This window comes from Klebsiella sp. RHBSTW-00484, from assembly GCF_013705725.1.
Lineage (GTDB): Bacteria > Pseudomonadota > Gammaproteobacteria > Enterobacterales > Enterobacteriaceae > Klebsiella.
This window is the reverse complement of the sequence record NZ_CP055483.1, coordinates 1-23,847: the sequence shown is the minus strand read 5'-3', so window position 1 is coordinate 23,847 and position 23,847 is coordinate 1. Positions and strand designations below refer to the sequence as shown.

Here is a 23,847-nt window from a genome sequence, read left to right as displayed (position 1 = left end):
GAATAACAATCATAATCAGGTCGTTCATAATATTACTTCACTGTAAAGGTGTAATTACCGGTAATAGGGTGCGTATCTGAAGAAACCGCGCGCCAGTCAACACGATAAGTGCCAGCGGGTAAAGGCTCTCGCGGAATAATGACCATCGATTTAGGGTCAGCGCCTGGCGCCACTTTTGCCGCGACCGGCATCGGAGAATGTGATGACATGCCTTTCATACCCGTCATCGTTAATTTTGCACCTGAGAATTTCACGGTCAGATTTTCCGAGAAATTAAGCTGAATCTTTTCCGGGGCCGCTACGGCTGAATCAGCCTGTGGCACAGAGCTTTTTAATTCCGGATGGGCCATAGCAGAGAAAGCAACGCCCATAACGAGGCCACCTGTAAGAATGGCTTTATTTAAAATCGACATTTTATTTACCTGTTTAGTTGAGTGTTTTATATCAGTGCGTTAAAACCAGATTCTGGCTCCCGCCAGGAATACTACCTGATGGTCTTTCTCACCTTCTCTTTTCGCCATATCGGATGTTTTCCCGTAAAGTTGATTCCAGGAAACGCCTATATAGGGTGCAAACTCACGGCGTATTTCATAGCGCAGCCGGAGCCCCAGCTCTGTGTCAGTCAGTCCCCTGCCGCGACCCCGCGATTCATCATCCTGACTGTAGAAATTCACCTCATAGGATGGCTGGAGTATGAGCCGGTTAGTCAGTAAAACGTCGTATTCTCCTCCCAGACGAAGGGCTGCTTTTCCGCCATTACTGACAAAACCCGTAATTTCAGACTCAAAATTATAGAGTGCCAGCCCCTGAAAACCGACAGCAGCCCAGGTCCGGGCAGAAGCAGGTCTGAAATCCTGCCTGACACCCGCAACCAAATCCCACCATGGGCCAACCGCATGTCCCCAGAGTAACTGCGCTTCAGCCGCCTCCGTTTCCCCATTGCTTCGTTCACCTTCACTCTTTAGCCAAATCCGATCTGTGTCGCCTCCAATCCAGCTGTTAACACTCCAGCTGAAATTGTTGGTGTTATCCGACCGTTGCCATTCCAGTTGATCCAGCAGAACCAGATAATTAATCGCACTGTCGTGAATCGCATGCCCCTGTAAATTGCCGAATGCAGCCTTCCGGTCGGCATCGGTAACAGGCGGAATTGGCGTTCTGCTCTCAGTTACAATGGGCTCCATTGACGTCATCTCAGTGAAATTCTCATCTGCTGGCATCTGCATGGCAGACATGTCGTGCCCGGCGTGGGGATCTGCAGAGACGGAGCCCGCCGCAATAGAAAGCTGTGAGGTAAACAAACCGGCGACCAGAACAGGTATGGCCTTCAAATTTCTCTTCATTCGCATCATTCCTCCACCCGGACTTCACGAAACATTCCCATTTCCATGTGATAGAGCAAATGGCAGTGATACGCCCAGCGGCCAAGCGCATCTGCTGTCACTCTGTAACTGCGTTTTGTACCAGGGGGAACATCTATTGTGTGTTTACGAACCATGAAATTACCGTTTTCATCTTCCAGATCGCTCCACATACCATGCAGGTGAATGGGGTGAGTCATCATGGTATCGTTGATCAGCGTGATCCTGAGCCGCTCACCGTATTTCAGCAGCACCGGTGCGGCATCTGAAAACTTGATTCCGTTAAATGACCAGGCAAACTTTTCCATGTGGCCGGTTAAATGCAGTTCTATGGTACGGCCAGGTTCACGTCCGTCAGGATCCTCAAAGCGGCTTTTCAAATCCGCGTACGTGAGAACCTTTCTTCCGTTATTTCGAAGACCAATACCCGGATCATTTAATTTCGGAGAGACGCTCATCGCCTGCATATCAACCAGTGGGTTATCCGTTTCTGACGCAGGATGACTTTGCATACCCGGCATTCCGGCCATCCGGGAATGATCCATACCGGCCATGCTGCTGTGATCCATGGGCGCGGAGGATGTCCCGCTATCCGGAAGGTCAGCACCGTCCATAGACATCATCTCTCCGCTGTTATCCATGCCTCCCATCTGGCTGTGGTCCATTCCTGCCATATCATGTCCCATTCCCCCCATACCCATATCTTCCATGGTCAACAGAGGACGGGGATCGAGGGGGGGAACGGCAGCACTTAACCCCTCTCTCGTGGCCAGTGTCCCTCGAGCGTAACCGGTCCTGTCCATGGATTGTGCGAAGATGGTATAGGCCTCACCCTGAGGCTCCACAATGACATCATAGGTTTCGGCAACGGCAATCCTGAATTCGTCAACGGTAACCGGGTTTACATACTGGCCATCTGCAGCCACGACCGTCATTTTCAGCCCGGGGATACGGATATCGAAATAGGTCATTGCCGAGCCGTTGATAAACCGTAAGCGTATCTTTTCACCGGGACGGAACAGTCCGGTCCAGTTTTTCAGCGGGGCCTGCCCGTTCATGAGATAGGTGTAGGTGTAGCCACTGACATCCGCGAGGTCAGTCGGATTCATTTTCATTTCAGCCCACATTTTCCGATCGGCAATGGTGGCTGACAGCCCCCTGGTATTCACGTCGCGGAAAAAAGAGCCAACGGTTGGTTTATTGAAATTGTAGTAATCCGACTGTTTTTTTAATTTTTTCAGCAGGCTGTGAGGATTTTCATCGGTCCAGTCAGACAACATGACCACATGCTCACGATCGTAAGCAAACGGTTCTGGCTCCCTGGCATCGATGATAATGGCACCGTATACCCCCTCCTGTTCCTGCAGACCGGAATGGCTGTGGTACCAGTAAGTCCCGTTCTGCTTAACCTTAAAGGTGTAAACGTAGGTATCATCAGGCTCTATGCCCATAAAACTCAGCCCCGGAACACCATCCATATTGGCCGGAAGAATAATGCCGTGCCAGTGAATGGACGTCTGTTCATTAAGACGGTTTTTGACCTTCAGGGTAATGGTGTCACCTTCTTTCCAGCGAAGAACGGGCCCCGGCAGGCCTCCATTGATTGTTTTGGCCTGACGCTCACTGCCCGTGATATTGACGGCCGTTTCACCAATGGTCAGGTCAAACTGAGTACCCTGCAGGGATGCGGCAACTGGCAGGCTCAGACTGGAACGCGCATTGAAACTCCATACGCCAAGACTTCCGGCTACGCCAGAGAGGGTTAACCCCTTCAGGAAAGTTCGTCGAGACGTTTTCAACAGCATGCGCATTCCCTTGTTTAAAGTATGGTTACTGACAGAATTCGAGAACCGATTTAAATTAAATTACTGGTTCATCCACTTACAATGAAATGAATCTAGCACACCTTAAGAAACAAATTCATTACAATCGTGTAATGTACATAGCTGTATTACATTTACGTCATCTTCCCCACAGGTTGATTATTTTTATATATGATCATAAGGACATCTTTTATGTACCTCAGAAGGTAATTACACATGAATATATTAATCACGACCACTGCGTTTACAGCTTTATTTTGTGGGGCAGCTTTTGCTCAGTCCAGTGATATTGCCCATGAAGCACATCGATTTGTTAATAATGCCTCAGCCGTCAGTCATGTGAATTCCTCGACGCATGAAAATTTACCGGACAGGGTTAATAAAAACAACACGCCCTCATTCTCTGAAATGAATGAACATGAAAGGGCCATTGTTGCTCATTCATTTATGAACAACAGCGCGTCCTATGCGCATCAGAAAATGATTGAGGAACATAAAAAAATGCTGTCCGGCAGTGATGCAAATTCAAAGACCTCGTCTTCTTCTTTTAACGAACTGAATGCCGGAGAAAAAGCCGCTCTCGTGCATGAGCAGGTCAATAATGCCGGTGTGGAAGCACATCAGACGCAGGCAAGAAAGCTTCGCGGGCTGTATTCGACCAGGTAACTGCAGGCGGGTTAGTGCTTAGCGTCAGGTGCGCAGCAGGGCTTTACTGACGGGTTACGTAGCAGGACATGAGCCCCATATTGCTCTGCCGTAACCTGTTTCAGTCCCGTTAATCATCACCGTCGGGCTGGTCATACAGTTCCCAGAGCTTCAGGAGCAAACGGGAAACAAGATATGTTACAAAAATGACGACCATCAACGGTGCTCCCGATTAACTGACAGATGACACGCCTCCTGAAAACCCCTAGCATACGCCGCAGTGTTCATGCTAACGGCGAATTCCAGTAAATGTATTCTACCGATGTCGTAAAAGAAAATGCCTACCTTTCAGCCACCCGCTCGGGGCTGGAATCGAACGAGATCGCTACTCTTCAGCGCTCCTTGCCTTCCCGGTTTAATCTGCGGCATTTGAAAAAAAATGAATCATTAAAACTCGTACTGCAAAAGAAAGCGGGAAAATCACGTGTCGTGGCCTATAAATTTACGTCCGGTTCATTTAATTACACGGCGTATCGTATATCAGATAAAAAGTTCTATAACCTTTCCGATACTTCCGGGAAAGGCAGTCTCGATTATCCGTTACCGGCCACAGCAAGACTCAGTTCGCCTTTCAATCCTGCAAGACTTAACCCGGTATCGGGAAAAGTGAGTCCCCATAATGGCATTGATTATTCCATGCCCATGAACACGAAAATAGTCAGCGTCATCGACGGAAAAATCACCCGGGCCGAATACAACAGTACCATGGGATATTTTGTTGAAGTAACGGGAAAAGCCGGTGTTAAAACTCGCTATCTCCACCTCAATAAAATACTCGTTACTAAAGGGGCCAGGGTTACCCGGGGAGACGCTATTGCGTTATCCGGTAACAGCGGACGTTCATCCGGTCCTCATCTGCATTACGAGCTGGTCATCAATAACAATCCTGTTAACTCACTGGCGTTCCGGACGGCGGCACCCGCTGATAACAAACTCGAACAGCATGCCTTTGCGCATGCCAGAGACTACGAACGATACCTGGACTGATAACGGGACCGCGACGCGGTCCCGTCTGCCGGATTAATTTTTTTTATCGTTTTCACTTCCGTGATGTTGATGATCTCCATGCCCCCCGTGACCGTGGAAAAGATGCATGAGCGGACAAAGCAGCAGTAACAGATATGGCCAGTAGCCTGCCACATGTGACCAGTGTTCGCGCAGGAGAGCAAATGCCGCAATCGCGGCGACAGCAATAAGCGCATAGGTGGTACTTTTCATACCGGACTCCTTCTGTTCGTAACTGACCCTTCACTCAGGGTTATTTCCCGAGCCTGACACTTTTCAGACGCAACGCATTCACAATGACGCTGACGGAGGAAAGAGCCATGGCCGCCGCCGCAATAACTGGCGACAGCAGTATTCCATACACAGGATAAAGCAGACCTGCAGCCACAGGCACGCCAAGTGCGTTGTAGATAAATGCAAAAAACAGATTCTGTCGGATATTTTTCATGGTGATTTCTGACAGATGACGGGCCCTGTTCAGTATCATCAAGTCGCCTTTGAGAAGGGTGACTCCGGCACTTTCAATTGCCACATCTGTACCCGTTCCCATGGCTATACCCACGTCAGCCGCTGCCAGCGCCGGGGCATCATTCACACCGTCTCCGGCCATCGCAACCACATGGCCAGACGCTTTCAGTCGGGTTATCACTGCTTTTTTGCCATCCGGCAGAATCCCGGCTTCAACCTCATCTATTCCCAGTTTCCGTGCGACTGCTTCAGCGGTAAGCTGGTTATCCCCGGTGAGCATAACGATGCGGATCCCCGCCTGACGCAAAGCTTTAAGCGCATCCGGCGTGGTTGCTTTCACGGGATCCGAGATAGCTATCAGGCCTGCAAGGTGCCCGTCTGTGGCCACATAGATAACGGTAGCGCCTTCCATCCGCAACGTATCCGCAACGGCCTTTTGATTATCAATAACGATACTGTTTTCCTGCATAGCCAGTTCATTACCAATAACAACCCGTTGACCTTCGACATCGCCTGAGACACCTTTACCCGACGGCGCATTGAAATGAGTGACTGCGGGTATTGCGATCCCCTTTTCCTGTGCTGCTTTAACTACTGCCATACCCAGCGGATGCTGCGAGCCTTTTTCCACTGCGGCCGTTACACGCAAAAGAGATGTTTCCCCACCCGGATTGAGACTGATAATCCCTGTCACCGTCGGCGAACCTTCCGTGAGCGTGCCTGTTTTGTCGACAACCAGCGTGTCCACTTTTTCAAGACGCTCAAGGGCTTCGGCATTCTTGATTAACACCCCGGCCTGGGCTCCTTTGCCCACCCCCACCATTATCGACATCGGCGTGGCCAGCCCCAGCGCGCAGGGACAGGCAATAATCAGGACCGACACAGCCGCAATGAGACCGTGCGCCATCCTGGGCTCGGGCCCCCAGACAGACCAGATCATGAAAGCAACAACCGCGATAAGTATCACCAGAGGAACAAACCAGCCTGAAACGCTGTCAGCCATTCTCTGGATGGGGGCCCGCGAACGCTGTGCATCAGCGACCATCTGAACAATTCGTGAGAGCATCGTTTCATCACCGACTTTCTCTGCACGGATGATAAGACTACCTGTCTGATTAATGGTCCCCCCGATGACAGGGTCACCCTCCGTTTTGGTAACAGGCATAGATTCCCCGGTCACCATCGATTCATCAACGGTTGTTTTGCCTTCGACCACGATACCGTCGACCGGAATACTCTCTCCTGGTCTGATGCGGAGCTTATCGCCAGGCAGAACATCTTCCGCATTAATATCCGTTTCATGACCGTCATGATCCAGCCGCCTGGCGGTTTTGGGGGCAAGATTCAGTAGTGCAGTAATGGCACCTGAGGTTTGTTCCCGTGCCCGCAGCTCAAGAACCTGTCCCAGCAGAACAAGCACCGTAATAACTGCTGCGGCTTCAAAATAAACGGCCACCAGGCCATCCATGTTTCTGAACGATGCAGGAAACCAGGAGGGGAAGACGGTTGCAATGACGCTGTACACCCAGGCTACGCCGGTGCCCATTGCAACAAGGGTAAACATATTCAGGGAGCGGTTACGTAACGACATTCCGGCCCGGGCGAAGAATGGCCAGCCACACCACAACACGACAGGAGAGGCCAGAAGCAGCTGCAGCCATGTGTTGTACTGTGGCGGTACTGTATTCCTCAAGGCGGGAAACAGATGAGATCCCATTTCGAGTACCAGAACCGGAAACGCCAGCAACAACCCCAGCCAGAAGCGTCTTGTCATGTCGCGAAGTTCATCACTTGGCCCCGTGGATGCCGTAGCTACGAGCGGCTCCAGTGCCATTCCACAGACAGGACAGCTTCCGGGACCACTGCGGCGTATCTCCGGGTGCATCGGACATGTCCACACACCTTCAGAATTCTCTTTCTCCGCCTGGTGGTGAGGCTGTTTTATCTGATCAGGGCTGACTTCGTGATGATCGTGGTGATGGTGATGGGAATGTTCACTGGCATCTTCGGTAAGATAACGATCGGGATGGGCTTTAAATTTACTCTCACAGCTGGCGGAGCAGAAATAAAGTTGATGGTCCTGGTATCGAATGCTGCTGTGCGCCCTGTCGGGCAGGATGGCCATCCCGCACACGGGATCTCTCACCTTATGCAATACGTGGCTCTCGTCCGGGGATAATGTCTGCTCAGAAGCAGTCTGGTTGTTGTGTTGCACTGCATTGTCATTTTTCACAGTAACTCTCCTTATGCATAACGAAGCATCTTCTGTCTTCAGGGTATGTCATGGATGCGATTACCACGAATGCCGCCGGCATAAGAGTGCCTGCTGCCGGCGTCCCGTTATCAGCCGTTCCGCTGACTATTCGATTCGCTGGAAGACTTTTTTACTTCCCTCCGGTGAGAATGCGATAACATCGTAAGCCTCTTTTCGGGCTCCCATCTCCATTCCAGGACTTCCTGCTGGCATACCGGGGGTGGCGAGACCGTATATACCTGAACCAGACTGCATTGCCTTATGTATCGTTGTCGCAGGCACATGGCCTTCAATGATCAAATTACCGGCAACCGCGGTATGACAACTTCGCAGTCCTGCAGGAACAGCATGCTTTTCTTTCAGGGCTGACAGCGCCTGATCATTCATGACGTGAGTTCGTACTTCAAACCCGTCTTTTTCCATCGCTTTGCCCCACAGGGAACAACAGCCACAGTTTTCAGATTTGTACATATCAATCACTTTTTCACTCGCCATCGCGGGCAGTGAAAGGCCGAGAGCCAGCGCCATCAGAACCACTTTTTTCATACTCACCTCTGTATATTATCGATTTAAACCCTGACGTCAGGGTGAATCAGTAAAGAAGGACACCCACAGGGGGTGCCCTTTCAGGTTCAGGACACGCTTTTTTTATGTCTGCGCAGCCAGATTAATTTGTAGGCGGCAGGAATAATGAACAGGGACAGCAGCGGAGCCGTGATCATCCCACCAATCATGGGTGCCGCGATACGGCTCATGACTTCTGAACCTGCACCGGTTCCCCAGAGTATTGGCAGCAGACCCGCAATGATCACCGCCACGGTCATGGCTTTCGGCCGGACACGCAGTACGGCACCATGATAGAGGGCTTCATCAAGGCCTTCCGGTGTGAACGTCTCTTTACGGGACAATTCCGGGTGCGCTTCAATGGCATGACGCAGATACATCAGCATGACCACGCCAAACTCTGCTGCCACCCCGGCCAGGGCGATAAATCCGGTTCCGGTCGCCACAGACATATGGAAGCCCTGCCAGTACAGGAACCATATCCCGCCAATCAACGCAAACGGCAGACTCATCAGGATCAGCAGGGCTTCGTCAACACGGCGAAATGCCAGATATAACAGGATGAAAATGATCATCACCGTCATCGGTACCATCAGTTTTAATTTCTTGCTGGCGTGCTCGAGTAATTCAAACTGTCCTGAGAATGCCACACTGGTCCCCGGTCTCAGTTTCACTTTCTCGCTGATGACCGTCTTAATATCGTTAACCACTGACACCATGTCCCTGCCGCGGGCATCAACATAAATCCAGCTGGCTGGCCGGGCATTTTCGGTTTTCAGCATGGTTGGTCCGGAAACGACTTTAATATCGGCAACATCGCCCAGTGTGATCTGCTGCTTCATCGGGGTCAGGATCGGCATCTGTTTCAGCGCCTGCGGACTGTTGCGGTAATCCTGTGGGTAACGAATGTTAATAGGGTACCGGGCCACGCCTTCCACCGTTTCCCCTACCGTCGCACCGCCGATGGCTGATGAGACGAACAGCTGGACATCACCTACTGTCATCCCGTACCGGGAAGCTTTTTCCCGGTTAATGTCCACATCAATGTAACGTCCACCTTCCAGTCGCTCAGCCAGGACAGACACCACACCCGGTACCGTTTTGGTTACCGCCTCGATACTCTGCGCCGTCGCGTCGATATCCGACAGAACAGTCCCGGACACTTTGATACCTATCGGGCTTTTGATCCCGGTTGAGAGCATATCAATACGGTTACGGATTGGCGGCACCCAGAGGTTTGCCAGCCCCGGTAAACGGACGGTCCTGTCGAGTTCTTCAATAATCTTGTCAATCGTCATGCCTGGACGCCACTGATCCTCAGGTTTGAGCTGGATCGTGGTTTCCACCATTTCGAGCGGCGCGGAATCCGTTGCGGTCTGTGCTTTACCGGTCTTGCCAAATACAGAAGCCACTTCAGGAACGCTTTTGATTAACTTGTCTGTTGTCTGCAGGAGCGCTGCAGCTTCTGCCGGAGAGACGCCAGGCAAGGTCGACGGCATATACAGCAGATCGCCCTCGTTAATCTTCGGCAGAAATTCACCGCCCACCTGACTCAGTGGCCAGATAACCGTGAAAATGGACAAGGCCGCAACCAGCAGGGTTGTTTTTGGCCAGTGGAGGACCCGCAGCAGCAAAGGATGATACGCTTTGATCAGCACCCGGTTCAGGGGGTTACTTGTCTCGGCAGGAATTTTCCCCCGGATCCAGAATCCCATCAGAATAGGAATGACGATGATGGCCAGTGCGGCCGCTCCCGCCATGGAGTACGTTTTCGTGAATGCCAGCGGGCCAAACAGACGACCTTCCTGCCCTTCCAGGGTAAAGATAGGAATAAAGGACAGGGTGATGATCAGCAGGCTAATGAACAACGCGGGTCCCACTTCCACGGAGGCGTCGGTAATCACCTTCCAGCGGGTGGCGTTGTCAATCTGCTCACCCGGATGCTGATGATCCCACTCCTCAAGCCGTTTGTGCGCATTTTCAATCATCACAATGGCGGCATCCACCATCGCACCGACGGCAATCGCTATCCCTCCCAGCGACATGATATTGGCGTTCAGTCCCTGGAAGTGCATGACGATAAAGGCGATACACAGGCCAAGCGGCAGAGAAATAATTGCCACCAGGGCAGAACGTACGTGCCACAGGAACAGGGCACAGACGATGGCCACCACGATAAACTCTTCCAGGAGTTTGTAGCTGAGGTTATCAATGGCCCGATCGATTAACTGGCTGCGATCGTAGGTGGTCACAATTTCAACACCTTCCGGCAGGCTGGCCTTCAGCGTCTCCAGTTTATCCCTCACTGCCGTGATAACGTCGCGCGCATTCTTACCCGACCGCAGGATCACCACGCCGCCAGCGACTTCCCCCTGGCCGTTCAGTTCGGCAATACCTCGCCGCATTTCAGGCCCGGTCTGCACGCGGGCAACATCCCGCAGATAAACCGGTACACCGTTCTCGCCGGTTTTCAGGACAATGTTATTGAAATCATCAATGGTCTGAAGATATCCGCTGGCCCGGACCATATACTCCGCTTCGGCCATTTCAACGGATGAACCACCGGCCTCCTGGTTAGACGATTCAAGAGCCTGTTTCACTTCAGGCAGGCTGACACCGTACTGGGACAATTTCTCCGGATTGACCTGGATCTGATACTGTTTCACCACGCCGCCAACCGAAGCTACTTCCGCCACGTTCGGGATGGTTTTCAGTTCAAATTTCAGGAACCAGTCCTGCAAAGAACGCAGTTCTGAAAGGTCGTGTTTTCCGCTGCGATCGACCAGGGCATATTCAAATATCCAGCCCACTCCCGTGGCGTCCGGACCGATTTCAGAGCTCACACCCGCAGGCAGTTTGCCCTGAACCTGATTCAGGTATTCCAGCACGCGCGAACGGGCCCAGTACAGATCGGTCCCGTCTTCAAAAATGACATACACATACGAATCCCCGAACTGTGAGAAACCACGCACGGTTTTTGCGCCAGGTACGGACAGCATGGTGGTGGTAAGTGGATAGGTGACCTGGTTTTCTACAATCTGCGGGGCCTGTCCGGGATAGCTGGTTTTAATAATGACCTGCACATCTGACAGGTCAGGCAGCGCATCGACCGGCGTGTTAATTATCGTCCATGTGCCCCAGATGCTGAGAAACAGTGCGCCCATCATGACCAGGAAACGGTTGGCGACAGAGCGCCGGATAATCCATTCAATCATCGTCGTCTCCTCAGTGCCCTGAATGCATATTTACAGGCTGGTCAGACATTGCTGGCATACTGCTTTCTGTTTTTTCAGGGTGGCGCATACGTTCCAGCGCGCCCGTAATATTGGCTTCGGAGTCAATGAGGAACAGGCCACTGACCACCACGGTATCGCCTTCATTCAGGCCGGAACCGATGCCGGACTGTTGCTGTGATTCATGCAGAACGTGGATCTGTTTCGGCACAAACTTGCCTTCATCATCAACAGTAATCACGCGCTGTTCTTTGCCGGTATCGATAACGGCCTGGCTTGGTATCAGCAGCATCTCCTGGCTCTTGGTATTCAGTTTCAGATAGGCATTCATGCCCGGCTTGAGAAACTCATCCTTATTAGAAACCTGGAGACGGACCTGAAGCGTACGGGTTGTCTGATCCACGCTGGGAAGAATGTTCCATTTTTCGACATGGAATGTTTTATCCGGATAAGCCGGTACCGAAATTTCAAACTGCGACGTATCTTTCAGCAGATATGCGATAGATTCTGGCACTGCAGCGCTGATCCAGACCGGGTCCATTCCCTGAATCTGAGCCACAACCTTATCTTTCGAAATATTCATGCCGGTGCGCAGGTCAAATGCAGTAATGACACCATCAATAGGTGCTTTAATGGTAAAACGGGTCTGAATGCTCCGGGTAGAACGCAGTCTCTGAATATCCTCTTCCGGCATACCTGCCAGGCGAAGCCGTTCCAGAACGCCTTTAATTTGCGTGGAAGTACCACCGGTGCTGGATAACAGAAGGAATTCGCTCTGTGCTTCCACCCAGTCCGGAATGGTAATATCGATAAGTGGCGTCCCCTTCTTCACATGATCGCCAATCGTCATGGGGTAGACTTTTTCGACAAACCCGTCAGAACGCGCCTGCACAATAACAAACTGATACTCGTTATAGCTGACATTAGCCGGGATTGTCTGAGAATAATTCAGCATTCCTCGCGTGACTTTTTGCGTTTTTAATCCCAGATTCTGAACCTGGGTTGGGTCGATACGGATCCCGCCACTGCTTTTATCGCCACTGTCATCAGCATATTTTGGCAACAGGTCCATATCCATAAAGGGCGATTTTCCGGGTTTATCAAATTTGGTATCCGGTTTCATTGGGTCATACCAGAAAAGCACCTTTCGTTCCGGTGCCTTTTGTTCTGTTTTTTCTGTCTTTTGTGCTGAGTTTACATACTGCCAGGCAGTAACCGATATCAGCCCCCCTGCTATGAGGCTGCTGATAATTATTGCAGCATATTTTATCTTTAAAGAAGCCATACAATTTTCCGCTAAAAAATCAAAACACCTGTCATATGCGCCTGACGGTTAACTCACACATATACCTATGTGAATGTACAGGCGCACAGGATGTAATCGCTCCGGACTGCCAATCAGGACTGCGTCACGTTAATGCTTTTAAGTAAAGAAATATTACCCTGCTGAATAAACGAGAAATCAACGTGGCTGCCAGTTTTCAGGGCATTAATAGCGTCAATAGCGTCGTCTGCATTAACAAAAGTGAAGCGCATGGTCATTGCAGGCCAGCCCACATCAGGGATAGCTTCGTGCGAAATGGTGATTTTTTTACTATTCATATCAATGGCTTTAACGACACCGGAGCCCCTGATAACCTGCTGTACCGAAGCGTCACTGGCAGCATTCATATCACCATGCTGATGTGTTTCAGCATGAAGACCGGCAGAAAATATGACAGAGAAGGCACCAAATAAAACGGCTTTAAATGAATTACGCATTTTAAATTTCCTGATTAATTAAATAAATTTACTCTACCCAACCGCCACCCAGTGCGGTAAACAGATTAATTTCGTTAACCTGCCGGGAATAGGTAAGATCGAGAATGGTTTGCTGCGTAGCGAAGAGAGAACGCTCTGCATCCAGCACTTCAATGTAACTGACAGCACCACTGGAATATAATCCTCTGGCACGCTGGAGAGTTATCTGAAGTGAATCAAGATAACGCTGCTGTGACTCAAGTTGCTGGCTAAGGCTGTCGCGCAGCGCAAGCGTGTCGGAAACATCCTTAAAGGCTGACTGAATTTTTTGTTCGTAATTAACCACCGACTGTTGCTGGCGAATTTCAGCCAGCTTCAGATTGGCTTTATTCCTGCCAGCATTAAATATAGGAATTTCAATTTTAGGGATAAAATTCCACATTCCACTTCCTGACGTAAACAGGCTGGACAGCTCCGTACTGCTTGCGGAAAGACCACTGGTCAGGGTAATTGAGGGGAAAAAGGCCGCTCGCGCTGCGCCAATATTGGCATCAGCCGCTTTCAGCTGATATTCCGCTTCCATAATATCCGGTCGCTGCAGCAAAATTTGTGAAGACAGATTTGGTGGCAATTTTACTGGGGCTATCTCCCCGCCTTTCATCCCTTTTTCTGACGGAAGTGCGCGGTACGTTCCCAGCACCAGTTGCAGGGCATTGTTTGCCTGAGCCAGATCGCCTTCTCGTTTGGCTATTTCGGCGCGGGTACTTTCGATTTGTCCTCGCGCCTGTTCAAGTGCCAGAACGTTCGTACTCCCGGTCACGAGCTGCTGCTCAACGAAAGCATAGGACTGTTGATAATTTTTCAGCGTTTCCCGCGCAATACGAAGTTGTTCGTACGCCAGTTGCTGGCTGAAATAGCTTTGTGAAACGCTGGAGACCAGCAGGATGTGTACGGCCCGACGGGCTTCTTCGCTGGCAAAGTAGTTCTGGCGATCAGCATCACTCATGTTCTTAAGTTTGCCGAAAAAATCGAGCTCATAACTGAACTCCAGACCTGCGTCGTACTCCTGTGTGGTCGGCTTGTCACCTTTCAGACCACCGCTGTATGTGATCCCGGATGAGGCATTCAGCTGGGGATAACGATCTGCATCCGTGACGTTGAACTGGGCCCGGGCCTCTTCAACCTTCAGTGCAGCCATTCTCAAATCACGGTTATTAGTCAGGGCTTCAGTAATCAGCCGGGTGACCTGGGGATCGACAAAAAAGTTACGCCAGCCCGTATCCTGATAGCCATTCACCGCTGGCGTCAGGCTGTTACGGGACAGTGAAAACTGCTGGGGTACCGGTGCTGCCGGACGCTGATATTCAGGCGCCAGAGAGACACAACCAGCCAGAATGAAGATTGTGCTGATGCTGAGTAGTTTTAATTTGAACATATTGCTTCTCGTCCAGGCAGACCTGGTAAATGGTTCAAATGAAGTCCAGAGTATTACCAGGTTTACTTTACAGAATGCACTCTGTTTGTCGGGTGACAGAATAATGACAATGTTGTCATTTTTACGGTAATTCGTTGATTACGATCGTGTGCGCAATAGAATGACATTAGCAGCCAGACGGGGAGCAAGATGAAAATATTGATCGTCGAAGACGAAATTAAAACAGGTGAATATCTCAGCAAAGGGCTTACAGAGGCAGGGTTCGTGGTGGATCACGCTGATAATGGTCTTACCGGATATCATCTCGCCATGACAGCCGAGTATGATTTAGTCATTCTGGACATCATGCTGCCTGATGTGAACGGCTGGGATATCATCCGCATGCTGCGCACTGCCGGAAAGGGTATGCCGGTCTTACTACTGACGGCCCTCGGCACGATCGAACACAGGGTCAAAGGACTGGAACTGGGTGCGGACGATTATCTGGTTAAACCCTTTGCGTTTGCCGAACTGCTGGCCCGGGTGAGAACCCTTCTGAGGCGGGGAAACACGATGATCACGGAAAACCAGTTTAGGGTGGCTGATCTCTCGATGGATCTCGTATCCAGAAAAGTCAGTCGCGCCGGAAACCGCATTGTGCTCACCAGTAAAGAGTTCAGCCTGCTGGAATTCTTCATTCGCCATCAGGGCGAGGTTCTTCCCCGCTCCCTGATTGCCTCTCAGGTCTGGGACATGAATTTTGACAGCGACACTAACGCGATTGATGTCGCCGTAAAGCGACTCCGCGCTAAAATAGACAACGATTACGGGACAAAGCTGATCCAGACTGTCCGGGGCGTGGGCTATATACTGGAGGCCCCGGATGCATAGCAAACCTTCCAGGCGCCCTTTCTCACTCGCCCTGCGGCTGACCTTTTTTATCAGCCTGTCCACGATACTGGCTTTTATCGCCTTCACCTGGTTTATGCTGCATTCTGTTGAAAATCATTTTGCCGAGCAGGATGTCAGCGATCTTCAACAAATCAGCACTACCCTGAACCGTATACTGCAGTCCCCGGTGGATCCGGATGAAAAAAAAGTAAGCAAAATAAAGGAGTCGATTGCCAGCTACCGCAACGTTGCCCTTTTGCTCCTCAATCCCAGGGGGGAAGTGCTCTTTAGTTCAGCGCAGGGGGCGGCACTACACCCGGCCGTGAATTCCGCAGATTTTAGCGAGCACAGCCGCGCACGGGATGTCTTTCTCTGGACGGTGGAGGATCCTGCGAGACCGATGGATACCGGGTCTGAAATGAAGATGGAAACATACCGGATTATCGCCTCCTCTGGCCAGGCGATATTTCAGGGCAAACAGCAGAATTATGTCATGCTGACTGGCCTCTCCATTAATTTCCATCTCCATTACCTCGATGCGCTGAAAAAAAATCTGATTGCGATCGCCGTCGTGATAAGCCTGCTGATTGTTCTGATCATTCGCATCGCTGTCCGTCAGGGGCACCTGCCCCTTCGTAATGTCAGCAATGCCATTAAAAACATCACCTCCGAGAATCTTGATGCGCGGCTGGAACCGACACGCGTTCCCATTGAGCTGGAGCAACTGGTTATCTCGTTCAATCATATGATTGGAAAGATTGAGGACGTCTTTACCCGCCAGGCCAATTTCTCTGCCGATATCGCGCATGAGATCAGAACGCCCATCACCAATCTGGTGACGCAGACTGAAATCGCACTGAGTCAGGATCGAACCCAGAAGGAACTTGAGGATGTCCTCTACTCCAGTCTTGAAGAGTATAACCGGATGACCAAAATGGTCAGCGACATGCTGTTTCTGGCACAGGCGGACAATAACCAGCTTATACCTGACAGGGTCCGTTTTGACCTCAGAGCAGAAGTCATGAAAGTCTTCGAGTTTTTCGAAGCCTGGGCCGAAGAACGCAATATCACGCTCAAATTTAACGGGATGCCCTGCCTGGTTGAGGGAGATCCACAAATGTTCAGAAGAGCGATCAATAATCTGTTATCCAATGCCCTGCGTTATACCCCGGAGGGACAGGCCATCACCGTCTCAATAAGAAAGCAGGAGAGCTTTTTTGACCTTGTGATTGAAAATCCAGGGAAACCGATCCCTGAAGAACATTTATCAAGGCTGTTTGACCGTTTTTATCGGGTGGATCCATCCAGACAACGAAAAGGAGAAGGCAGCGGCATCGGCCTTGCGATTGTGAAGTCAATCGTGGAAGCACATCACGGAAGAGTGCAGGTGGAATCAGACGTACGCTCCACGCGTTTTATCTTATCCGTGCCCAGACTGGAGAAAATGATCCCGGAAACCCAATGCTGAAAATAAAGATGTAAATGACAAAGATGTCATTAGCCTGTCATGCAGCAAACAGAAGCCATTCGATATAATTAGTGCAACTTATCAGGAAGGCTGGATTGCTTCATCAATACCCGGCGTCAGAGTACGCCAGGAAATGAATATCCAGCCCTCTTCCGGAGAAATAAACGCTGCCGAACTTGTTTCAGTTATGGAACTGAAAACACCGGTTGTACTTCCCCGGACATCACTAATTCAGAAATGGAGAGTTATCATGAAAAATATCGTATTAGCATCTTTGCTGGGCTTTGGTTTAATTTCATCGGCCTGGGCCACTGAAACCGTGAATATCCATGATCGCGTCAACAATGCACAGGCTCCTGCTCACCAGATGCAGTCTGCTGCGGCTCCTGTCGGGATCCAGGGGACTGCTCCTCGTATGACCGGTATGGACCAGCATGAACAGGCCATTATTGCTCATGAAACCATGACGAACGGCTCGGCGGATGCGCACCAGAAAATGGTGGAAAGTCATCAGAAGATGATGGGAAATAACACGGTATCCACGACCGTCCCGTCAACGTCTTACGCGGCGATGAATGAGCATGAAAGAGCAGCGGTTGCCCATGAATTCATGAATAACGGGCAATCCGGCCCACATCAGGCCATGGCCGAAGCGCACCGCCGCATGATCAATGCAGGCTGAATGCGACGGTAGTATCCGTGCTGTTACCTTTTCCCTGATAGATTTTCCTGAAACAACGTTGCTACATTTTTGCCCCCCGTCAGGGGGCTTTTTTGTCTGACTCAGCTACACTTAACCGGTACCTGTCTGAAAGGAATTATTATATGAAAATCAAAAACACCCTTTTTGTAATATTAATGTTATCCCTGCCAGCCATTTCTGCTGAACATTCTGAAATGAACATGTCAGATATGACCTCATCAGCATCGTCACAGGAATACATGGCGGGGATTGAATCGTCACGGGTTTAACAGACACCTCAGAGTCATTTAAGATGGCTTAAAGAGAGGTGCCCATGAGCGGTAAGCGTTATCCCGAAGAGTTTAAAACTGAAGCAGTTAAACAGGTTGTTGATCGCGGTTATTCTGTTGCCAGCGTTGCAACACGTCTCGATATCACCACCCACAGCCTTTATGCCTGGATAAAGAAGTACGGTCCGGATTCTTCCACTAATAAAGAACAGTCAGATGCTCAGGCCGAGATCCGCCGTCTCCAGAAAGAGCTGAAACGGGTTACCGACGAACGGGACATATTAAAAAAAGCCGCGGCGTACTTCGCAAAGCTGTCCGACTGAGGTACGCCTTTATCCGTGACAACTCCTGTTGCTGGCCTGTTCGCCTGCTCTGTCGGGTGCTGGATGTTCATCCCAGTGGTTTTTACGCCTGGCTTCAGCAGCCGCATTCACAACGCCATCAGGCAGACCTGAGACTGACAGGACAGATTAAACAGTTCTGGCTGGAATCGGGATGCGTCTATGGTTATCGCAAAATCCATCTGGATCTGCGTGACAGCGGGCAACAGTGCGGAGTAAACAGAGTCTGGAGACTGATGAAACGTGTCGGAATAAAGGCTCAGGTCGGATACCGGAGCCCGCGGGCACGTAAAGGCGAGGCCAGTATCGTGTCACCCAACAGGCTCCAGCGACAGTTCAATCCGGATGCTCCTGATGAGCGTTGGGTAACGGACATAACCTACATCAGGACCCACGAAGGCTGGCTGTATCTTGCCGTTGTTGTTGATCTGTTCTCACGCAAAATTATCGGCTGGTCCATGCAATCCCGGATGACAAAGGACATTGTCCTGAACGCACTGCTGATGGCTGTATGGCGGCGTAATCCCGAAAATCAGGTGCTGGTTCATTCGGATCAGGGCAGTCAGTACACAAGCCATGAGTGGCAGTCGTTCCTGAAATCACACGGCCTGGAGGGTAGCATGAGCCGTCGCGGTAACTGCCATGATAATGCGGTTGCAGAAAGTTTTTTCCAGTTGTTGAAACGTGAACGGATAAAGAAAAAGATCTACGGAACGCGGGAAGAAGCCCGCAGTGATATTTTTGATTACATCGAAATGTTTTATAACAGTAAGCGTCGGCATGGTTCTAGCGAACAGATGTCATCGACAGAATATGAAAACCAGTATTATCAACGGCTCGGAAGTGTCTAGATTATCCGTGGCGATTCATAGTGTCTCTTGGAAAAGCTTTCAGTTTAGGTATAGTAGCAGAAGGTGTGGAAAATAATGAACAGTTTGAATTGCTTAAAAATATGAATTGCGATGAATTTCAAGGTTATTATTATTCGAAGCCTTTGTCAGGTGATCAACTGATTGATTTTTTGAGGGGCCAAAAAAAATAGGGCTGTATGCCCTATTTTTTCATATACTATCGTTTTCCCTTTTTAATTTCATACATTCTTTCGTCTGCATCCTGCATGATAGCAGAGCGTTCAGTATGAATTTTCTCATCATATTCAATAATCCCTGCAGAAAAATCTATGTTGTATTTTTTTTGAGAATTAAGATTGTAGCTGGTAATCCCGGCCCTCAATTTATGAAGGAATTCTTCTGCTTCTTTATAGGTTGACTCGGGTAATAGAACACCAAATTCATCACCTCCTAATCTTGCAACAACGCTTTTTGAACTACTAAGATCTTCCAGCATATCTGCAAAATTGCAAAGTACTTCATTACCTTCTGAATGACCGAAGTTATCATTGATTGGTTTAAAATTATCGAGATCTATGATCAGAACACAGAATGTTTTTTTCTTTTTTTTGGCTTTTCTTAACGATTCATCCGTCATTAGGGCGAAAGAACGCCGGTTACATATACCTGTCAAAGGATCAGTAGTTGCTTCGTTTATTATTCTAAACTCATCCTCTACGATTTCTGCTAAATCTTTAAGCAATAAGAAGTCATCTCTTGTTAATACTCTTGGTTCTGTATCAATAATACATATTGTTCCAGCTATCTCACCATCTGGCAGTCTTACGGGATGCCCTGCATAAAACCGGATATAAGGATCATTTTTAACTAATTTATTTTCTTTGAATCTTGGATCAAGGCTTGCATCGGGCACTATTAATGGTTCACTAAGATCTACTGCTATTGTACAAAATGAATCACTTCTATCTGTCTCTTTTATCTTCAGCCCATAACATGACTTAAACCATTGCCTGTCTCTATCAATTAATGAAACAAGTGCTATTGGTACATCAAAGAGTTTGGTGGCAATCCTCGTCAATCTGTCAAATCGTTCTTCAGATTTTGTATCAAGGATCCCCATAGAATATAATGATAATAACCTGTTCTCTTCTTTATGGTTTGTCATAATTTTCATCTTGAGTGGTTATTGCAGGGTAGTGTTGGTTATCGCTATCTTATCAGAATTGTCCTGGAACTCAATAATCCCAATATCTCATAATCATATAAAACTTAACAAGTTTCCAATACATCATGATGAATAGTGAACTGTTACATCTAATCATCTGTGACCTGAAGCGCTCATTATACACTTCCATGTATTCAGAATGCATAATGATTTGTATATTAAAAATCGCCATAACTTACAATGACTTATTTTTTGTGGCACAATTAAAGCTCATCTGTTCAAATAAATGTAAAGACATTAATGCTTGATCTACATGGTTTCTTATGAAAACCAGTGGCTGAAGAAACGTATGGCAGTTCTGAATCTGAACAAGACGAAACGGCATGAAAGGCTCAAGAAAATTGTCCAGGAAGGTGCATAGTTTCCTTATCCAATATTTTCTACTGAGGGTATATTGTATCAGCTTAAGACAGGAACTGTTGATACAGAACAGAAAAGTCCAACACAGCCTGAATCTGCGCGACGCTAAATTTTTTCCTTCTGGCGAACCAACAAACAGCCCGTTTATAGATAGATTCTGCAGACGACAAAAGGATTAACCCCTGAAATTGCACTGAATTGTCACCTGAAGATGTGCAGGACAAGCCAGATTACTCTGACAAGGGATACCATCGTAATTTAGCAAAAACACCTAAGACCTAAACGACAGCTAAGTACATAGTGCCGGACGGATCATGATTTTTTATTTAACTTACGGACTTCATTTTTCAGCAAATATCTTTTCTCTTCTGTTGTAAACTTATGAAAGCGTTACGCAAAATCCCGCAAGGTTACAGGGGTGTACCAGGCCGGAAATCGCGTAGCGCTCTCTTCTCTTCTTTTTCCTGCCTAACATGTACATCCTGGCATTACTCCAATTCTCCCAAAAACCGTAAAACAGCCATCAACCCGCGTCATTACTGGCTTCATGGAGGATCTGAGCAGAAAAAGGATCCTTTACGTATTTGGTTTTACCCGCAATAATGCGGGATAAGACAACAAAAGGATCCGCGCGCTGCGATTTATTGTCATGGCAGGATCGGCCCGTCAGGTGCAAAATACCTGTATCCATAAACAGTGCGTGCGCTACGTGAAAAATAACTCATGAACAGCATCATTCCCTTGCAGAATTCACCAGAACGCGTCTCCCTGCTGCCGATCGCCCCGGGCGTTGATTTTGCGACCGCGGTGGCACTCCGGCGGATGGCCACCTCAACAGGTGCCACGCCGGCTTACCTCCTGGCGCCGGAAGTGAGCGCCCTCCTCTGGTATATGCCTGACCAGCGTCACCACATGTTGTTCGCCACCATGTGGAATACCGGGATCCGTATCGGTGAAGCCCGGACGCTCACCCCGGAATCGTTCGACCTGGATGGTCTGCGCCCTTTTGTTCGGGTGCTGTCGGAAAAAGTGCGGGCACGTCGTGGCCGGCCGCCAAAAGATGAAGTGCGTCTGGTACCGCTGACGGATGCCAGTTTTGTGCGTCAGATGGAAAGCTGGATGGTCACCACCCGCCCCCGCCGGCGTGAGCCGTTATGGCCGGTCACGGATGAGACAATGCGCAACTGGCTGAAACAGGCGGTGAAGCGGGCTGAAGCTGACGGCGTGCATTTTTCGATCCCCGTGACGCCGCATACTTTCCGTCACAGCTATATTATGCACATGCTTTATCACCGGCAGCCCAGGAAGGTCATCCAGGCACTGGCCGGGCATAAGGATCCGCGCTCGATGGAAGTCTATACCCGGGTATTTGCGCTGGACATGGCTGCCACCTTGGCCGTTCCCTTTACCGGTGATGGGCGAGATGCCGCGGAGATCCTTCGCTCCCTGCCCCCGGCCGGCTGAGATTGACGGCCCTGGCATGACGTCCTGTATTCCGCTAATACGAAATACAGGAGCAGAGCGCATTCAGTGCCCCTCCCTGCTCCAGCACACCAGGACATCATTCGGATGACTGAACAGCCGTGGTCTTGCACGGTGACCTGCAAGCCTGCAGGCATCGACATACCGCAGACAAGACAGGACACAGGCCGTACATCCCACAGTGTATTGTTTCCTGAAAGCTCAGTGAATCATCCCGTTAATTGCGAAAGTCATTCACCCCTGTGGCTCACTCCCTTCTGCCATCGGTCTCCTGTTCGCATTTAGCAGTGTGAAGCTGGCGCCGGGTTATACAGACAGCTGCAGTCTCATCCTGCCGGGCTAAACCTGCAATACACAGGGGAACGGATACCGTCAGGTAACATGACCGTCTCAGCATCCGATTGAGATTTTCGTAAGGGGTATAGAGCTTTACTGAAAAATTGACTGTGGCATGTTAACACGTGTGGAGCAGTGCACAGACCTGGGAATATCGCCGTTAAACCCGCATACCGTAGTCAATATCTGCGTATCACGGCCTGAAATCACATATGACAGTCAATATTGTTCGATCATGGCAGACATGATGGAGAACACATATTGACTGCGGTATGCGTGATGCATATCACAGTCAATGGAATGTCCTTAGCGGCATCCGGCAGTCATGTTATGCATATCGCAGTCAATTTTCTGGCTTCATCGCTGAGAGAGCTTCGGCCAGTTTAAGGGGATCGATGCCAGCAGCCTTCAGCGCCTTAATGACTTCGTCATAATTTTGCTCTGGCGCCTTCTCTTCTTCCTCTTTGCGCGGAACCTTCACAGGACCACTGATGAGTTTGGGGTTGCGATAATGCACGCTGAAATAGGTGGCTCGGCCACGTTTAAACTCAGTGTAATCCAGATAACCAATATCCCGCAGCTGCTCCATCGCCTTACGCACCGTGTGGTTCTGCGTATAGACATTTGAGGTGAGATTCAGCCGGTCACGCATCCGTTTCATGGAAATAGGTGCAGGATTCTGGGGAAGACTTTCGATGTAGGTATAAAGCGCCTGGGCTGATTCCTTGCGCTGCAGGGCGTCAATGGCTTTCAGCCGCAGCAGTACCCTTCTGTCCATGTGGTAAAGCTCAAACAGCTTAGGTTCAGCCTTGATCTCAACGATATCCTCGTTGATATCATAATAGGCTGACTGCACCAGATGGGTGGTCCATCCTTTGGTCTCGCTCTGGAACTTCAGCGTAACCGAGGCGAGTTTAAACAGGGAATTACTGATGCGATCGCGCATTTTTTTGTTTGAACGACGGGAGTCAAATCCGCACATCTTAACGAATTCGACGAACGACAGTTCCAGGGTGTCACTTTTTACCCCATACTCCGACATGGAGCGAATTATCCCCAGCCAGACTTTAAAATCCGTGTCCATATCAAGACGCGAACCGGTGATCTTAACGTCAGTGTATCCTTCGCTTTTGGCAATGGACAGCTGTACAAGCTCCTCAGTCGCGTCTGTAACGTTTTTCCGGTTCGCCTTGCTCTTCCCTGTTGATTTCAGAGTTGGGACGAAGAGACCGAGTCTCATGAGCGCTACTGGCTGCACGGTACTGGTGCTGTTGACATCCAGCTTAACAACTTCACCGGTTGTCTTATCAACCTCCTGAAGGTTCAGAAGTAAGCTGTTATTTTCGCTCGTCAT

At 49.6% G+C, this 23,847-nt stretch carries 20 protein-coding genes and 1 pseudogene; 9 read left to right on the top strand and 12 right to left on the bottom strand.

The features are described from left to right. Nucleotides 1-32 precede the first annotated feature (32 nt). The 3 genes from pcoC to pcoA are packed head-to-tail and all read right to left on the bottom strand — an operon-like array spanning nucleotide 33 to nucleotide 3,166. A complete protein-coding gene (gene pcoC / locus HV213_RS31310; protein ID WP_000025662.1) occupies nucleotides 33-413 on the bottom strand; it encodes a copper resistance system metallochaperone PcoC in 381 nt (126 codons plus the stop codon). A gap of 39 nt (nucleotides 414-452) precedes the next feature. Next, nucleotides 453-1,343 (bottom strand): copper resistance outer membrane transporter PcoB, encoded by an 891-nt coding sequence (pcoB, locus tag HV213_RS31305; RefSeq protein WP_001378118.1) that lies wholly within the window; start codon nucleotides 1,341-1,343, stop codon nucleotides 453-455. A 5-nt stretch (nucleotides 1,344-1,348) separates the two neighbouring features. After that, a complete protein-coding gene (pcoA, locus tag HV213_RS31300) occupies nucleotides 1,349-3,166 on the bottom strand; it encodes a multicopper oxidase PcoA (protein WP_000925242.1) in 1,818 nt (605 codons plus the stop codon). Between the two features lie 234 nt (nucleotides 3,167-3,400). Here pcoA and HV213_RS31295 point away from each other — a divergent pair, with 234 nt between their 5' ends. Further along, nucleotides 3,401-3,850, top strand: coding sequence for a copper resistance protein (locus HV213_RS31295; protein WP_181486551.1), 450 nt, complete (start codon nucleotides 3,401-3,403; stop codon nucleotides 3,848-3,850). Between the two features lie 288 nt (nucleotides 3,851-4,138). Further along, nucleotides 4,139-4,876: a peptidoglycan DD-metalloendopeptidase family protein gene (locus HV213_RS31290; RefSeq protein ID WP_004388332.1), complete on the top strand. Its 738-nt coding sequence runs from the start codon at nucleotides 4,139-4,141 to the stop codon at nucleotides 4,874-4,876. A 33-nt stretch (nucleotides 4,877-4,909) separates the two neighbouring features. Here HV213_RS31290 and HV213_RS31285 read toward each other — a convergent pair whose 3' ends face one another. The 7 genes from HV213_RS31285 to silC form a co-directional block, all read right to left on the bottom strand. Beyond that, nucleotides 4,910-5,107: a DUF2933 domain-containing protein gene (locus HV213_RS31285; protein ID WP_004388331.1), complete on the bottom strand. Its 198-nt coding sequence runs from the start codon at nucleotides 5,105-5,107 to the stop codon at nucleotides 4,910-4,912. A 40-nt stretch (nucleotides 5,108-5,147) separates the two neighbouring features. After that, nucleotides 5,148-7,595, bottom strand: coding sequence for an Ag(+)-translocating P-type ATPase SilP (silP, locus tag HV213_RS31280; RefSeq protein WP_181486550.1), 2,448 nt, complete (start codon nucleotides 7,593-7,595; stop codon nucleotides 5,148-5,150). Between the two features lie 126 nt (nucleotides 7,596-7,721). Next, nucleotides 7,722-8,162: a DUF411 domain-containing protein gene (locus tag HV213_RS31275; protein WP_181486549.1), complete on the bottom strand. Its 441-nt coding sequence runs from the start codon at nucleotides 8,160-8,162 to the stop codon at nucleotides 7,722-7,724. An 86-nt stretch (nucleotides 8,163-8,248) separates the two neighbouring features. Next, nucleotides 8,249-11,395 (bottom strand): Cu(+)/Ag(+) efflux RND transporter permease subunit SilA, encoded by a 3,147-nt coding sequence (silA, locus tag HV213_RS31270; RefSeq protein WP_167737060.1) that lies wholly within the window; start codon nucleotides 11,393-11,395, stop codon nucleotides 8,249-8,251. A 10-nt stretch (nucleotides 11,396-11,405) separates the two neighbouring features. Next, entirely contained in the window at nucleotides 11,406-12,698 is a 1,293-nt protein-coding gene (gene silB / locus HV213_RS31265; RefSeq protein ID WP_033939200.1) for a Cu(+)/Ag(+) efflux RND transporter periplasmic adaptor subunit SilB, read from the bottom strand. 113 nt (nucleotides 12,699-12,811) lie between these two features. Further along, nucleotides 12,812-13,174 carry a cation efflux system protein CusF gene (cusF, locus tag HV213_RS31260; protein WP_110820886.1) on the bottom strand — a complete coding sequence of 121 codons (363 nt, stop codon included), beginning with the start codon at nucleotides 13,172-13,174 and terminating at the stop codon, nucleotides 12,812-12,814. A gap of 28 nt (nucleotides 13,175-13,202) precedes the next feature. Then, nucleotides 13,203-14,588 (bottom strand): Cu(+)/Ag(+) efflux RND transporter outer membrane channel SilC, encoded by a 1,386-nt coding sequence (gene silC, locus HV213_RS31255; protein ID WP_009654314.1) that lies wholly within the window; start codon nucleotides 14,586-14,588, stop codon nucleotides 13,203-13,205. Between the two features lie 189 nt (nucleotides 14,589-14,777). Here silC and silR point away from each other — a divergent pair, with 189 nt between their 5' ends. The 6 genes and pseudogenes from silR (at nucleotide 14,778) to HV213_RS31225 (ending at nucleotide 19,281) form a co-directional block, all read left to right on the top strand. Further along, on the top strand, nucleotides 14,778-15,458 hold the full coding sequence (silR, locus tag HV213_RS31250; protein ID WP_181486548.1) for a copper/silver response regulator transcription factor SilR: 681 nt from the start codon (nucleotides 14,778-14,780) through the stop codon (nucleotides 15,456-15,458). After that, complete coding sequence (gene silS, locus HV213_RS31245) at nucleotides 15,451-16,926, top strand: copper/silver sensor histidine kinase SilS (RefSeq protein WP_032433718.1); 1,476 nt, start codon at nucleotides 15,451-15,453, stop codon at nucleotides 16,924-16,926. The genes silR and silS overlap by 8 nt, the downstream gene beginning before the upstream one ends. A 250-nt stretch (nucleotides 16,927-17,176) precedes the next feature. Next, on the top strand, nucleotides 17,177-17,608 hold the full coding sequence (gene silE / locus HV213_RS31240; protein WP_000790483.1) for a silver-binding protein SilE: 432 nt from the start codon (nucleotides 17,177-17,179) through the stop codon (nucleotides 17,606-17,608). Nucleotides 17,609-17,751: 143 nt separating this feature from the next. Continuing rightward, nucleotides 17,752-17,883 (top strand): annotated as a pseudogene (locus HV213_RS31235) (CopM family metallochaperone); the annotation flags it as partial. Nucleotides 17,884-17,942: 59 nt separating this feature from the next. After that, nucleotides 17,943-19,090 (top strand): IS3 family transposase gene (locus HV213_RS31230; RefSeq protein ID WP_181486547.1). Its coding sequence is split into 2 segments (ribosomal slippage): nucleotides 17,943-18,180 and nucleotides 18,180-19,090, totalling 1,149 coding nucleotides; the frame shifts between segments, so codons are not numbered across the junction. Nucleotides 19,091-19,110: 20 nt separating this feature from the next. Further along, nucleotides 19,111-19,281, top strand: coding sequence for an EAL domain-containing protein (locus HV213_RS31225; RefSeq protein WP_004152066.1), 171 nt, complete (start codon nucleotides 19,111-19,113; stop codon nucleotides 19,279-19,281). 26 nt (nucleotides 19,282-19,307) lie between these two features. Here the strand turns inward: HV213_RS31225 and HV213_RS31220 are convergent, their stop codons facing one another. Continuing rightward, nucleotides 19,308-20,255 (bottom strand): sensor domain-containing diguanylate cyclase, encoded by a 948-nt coding sequence (locus HV213_RS31220; RefSeq protein WP_022064516.1) that lies wholly within the window; start codon nucleotides 20,253-20,255, stop codon nucleotides 19,308-19,310. Between the two features lie 1,143 nt (nucleotides 20,256-21,398). Here HV213_RS31220 and HV213_RS31215 point away from each other — a divergent pair. Further along, nucleotides 21,399-22,139 carry a tyrosine-type recombinase/integrase gene (locus HV213_RS31215; RefSeq protein ID WP_001515717.1) on the top strand — a complete coding sequence of 247 codons (741 nt, stop codon included), beginning with the start codon at nucleotides 21,399-21,401 and terminating at the stop codon, nucleotides 22,137-22,139. Nucleotides 22,140-22,836: 697 nt separating this feature from the next. Here HV213_RS31215 and HV213_RS31210 read toward each other — a convergent pair. After that, the gene (locus HV213_RS31210; protein ID WP_000200070.1) at nucleotides 22,837-23,847 is read right to left on the bottom strand and encodes a RepB family plasmid replication initiator protein; all 1,011 of its coding nucleotides are present in this window, start codon (nucleotides 23,845-23,847) and stop codon (nucleotides 22,837-22,839) included.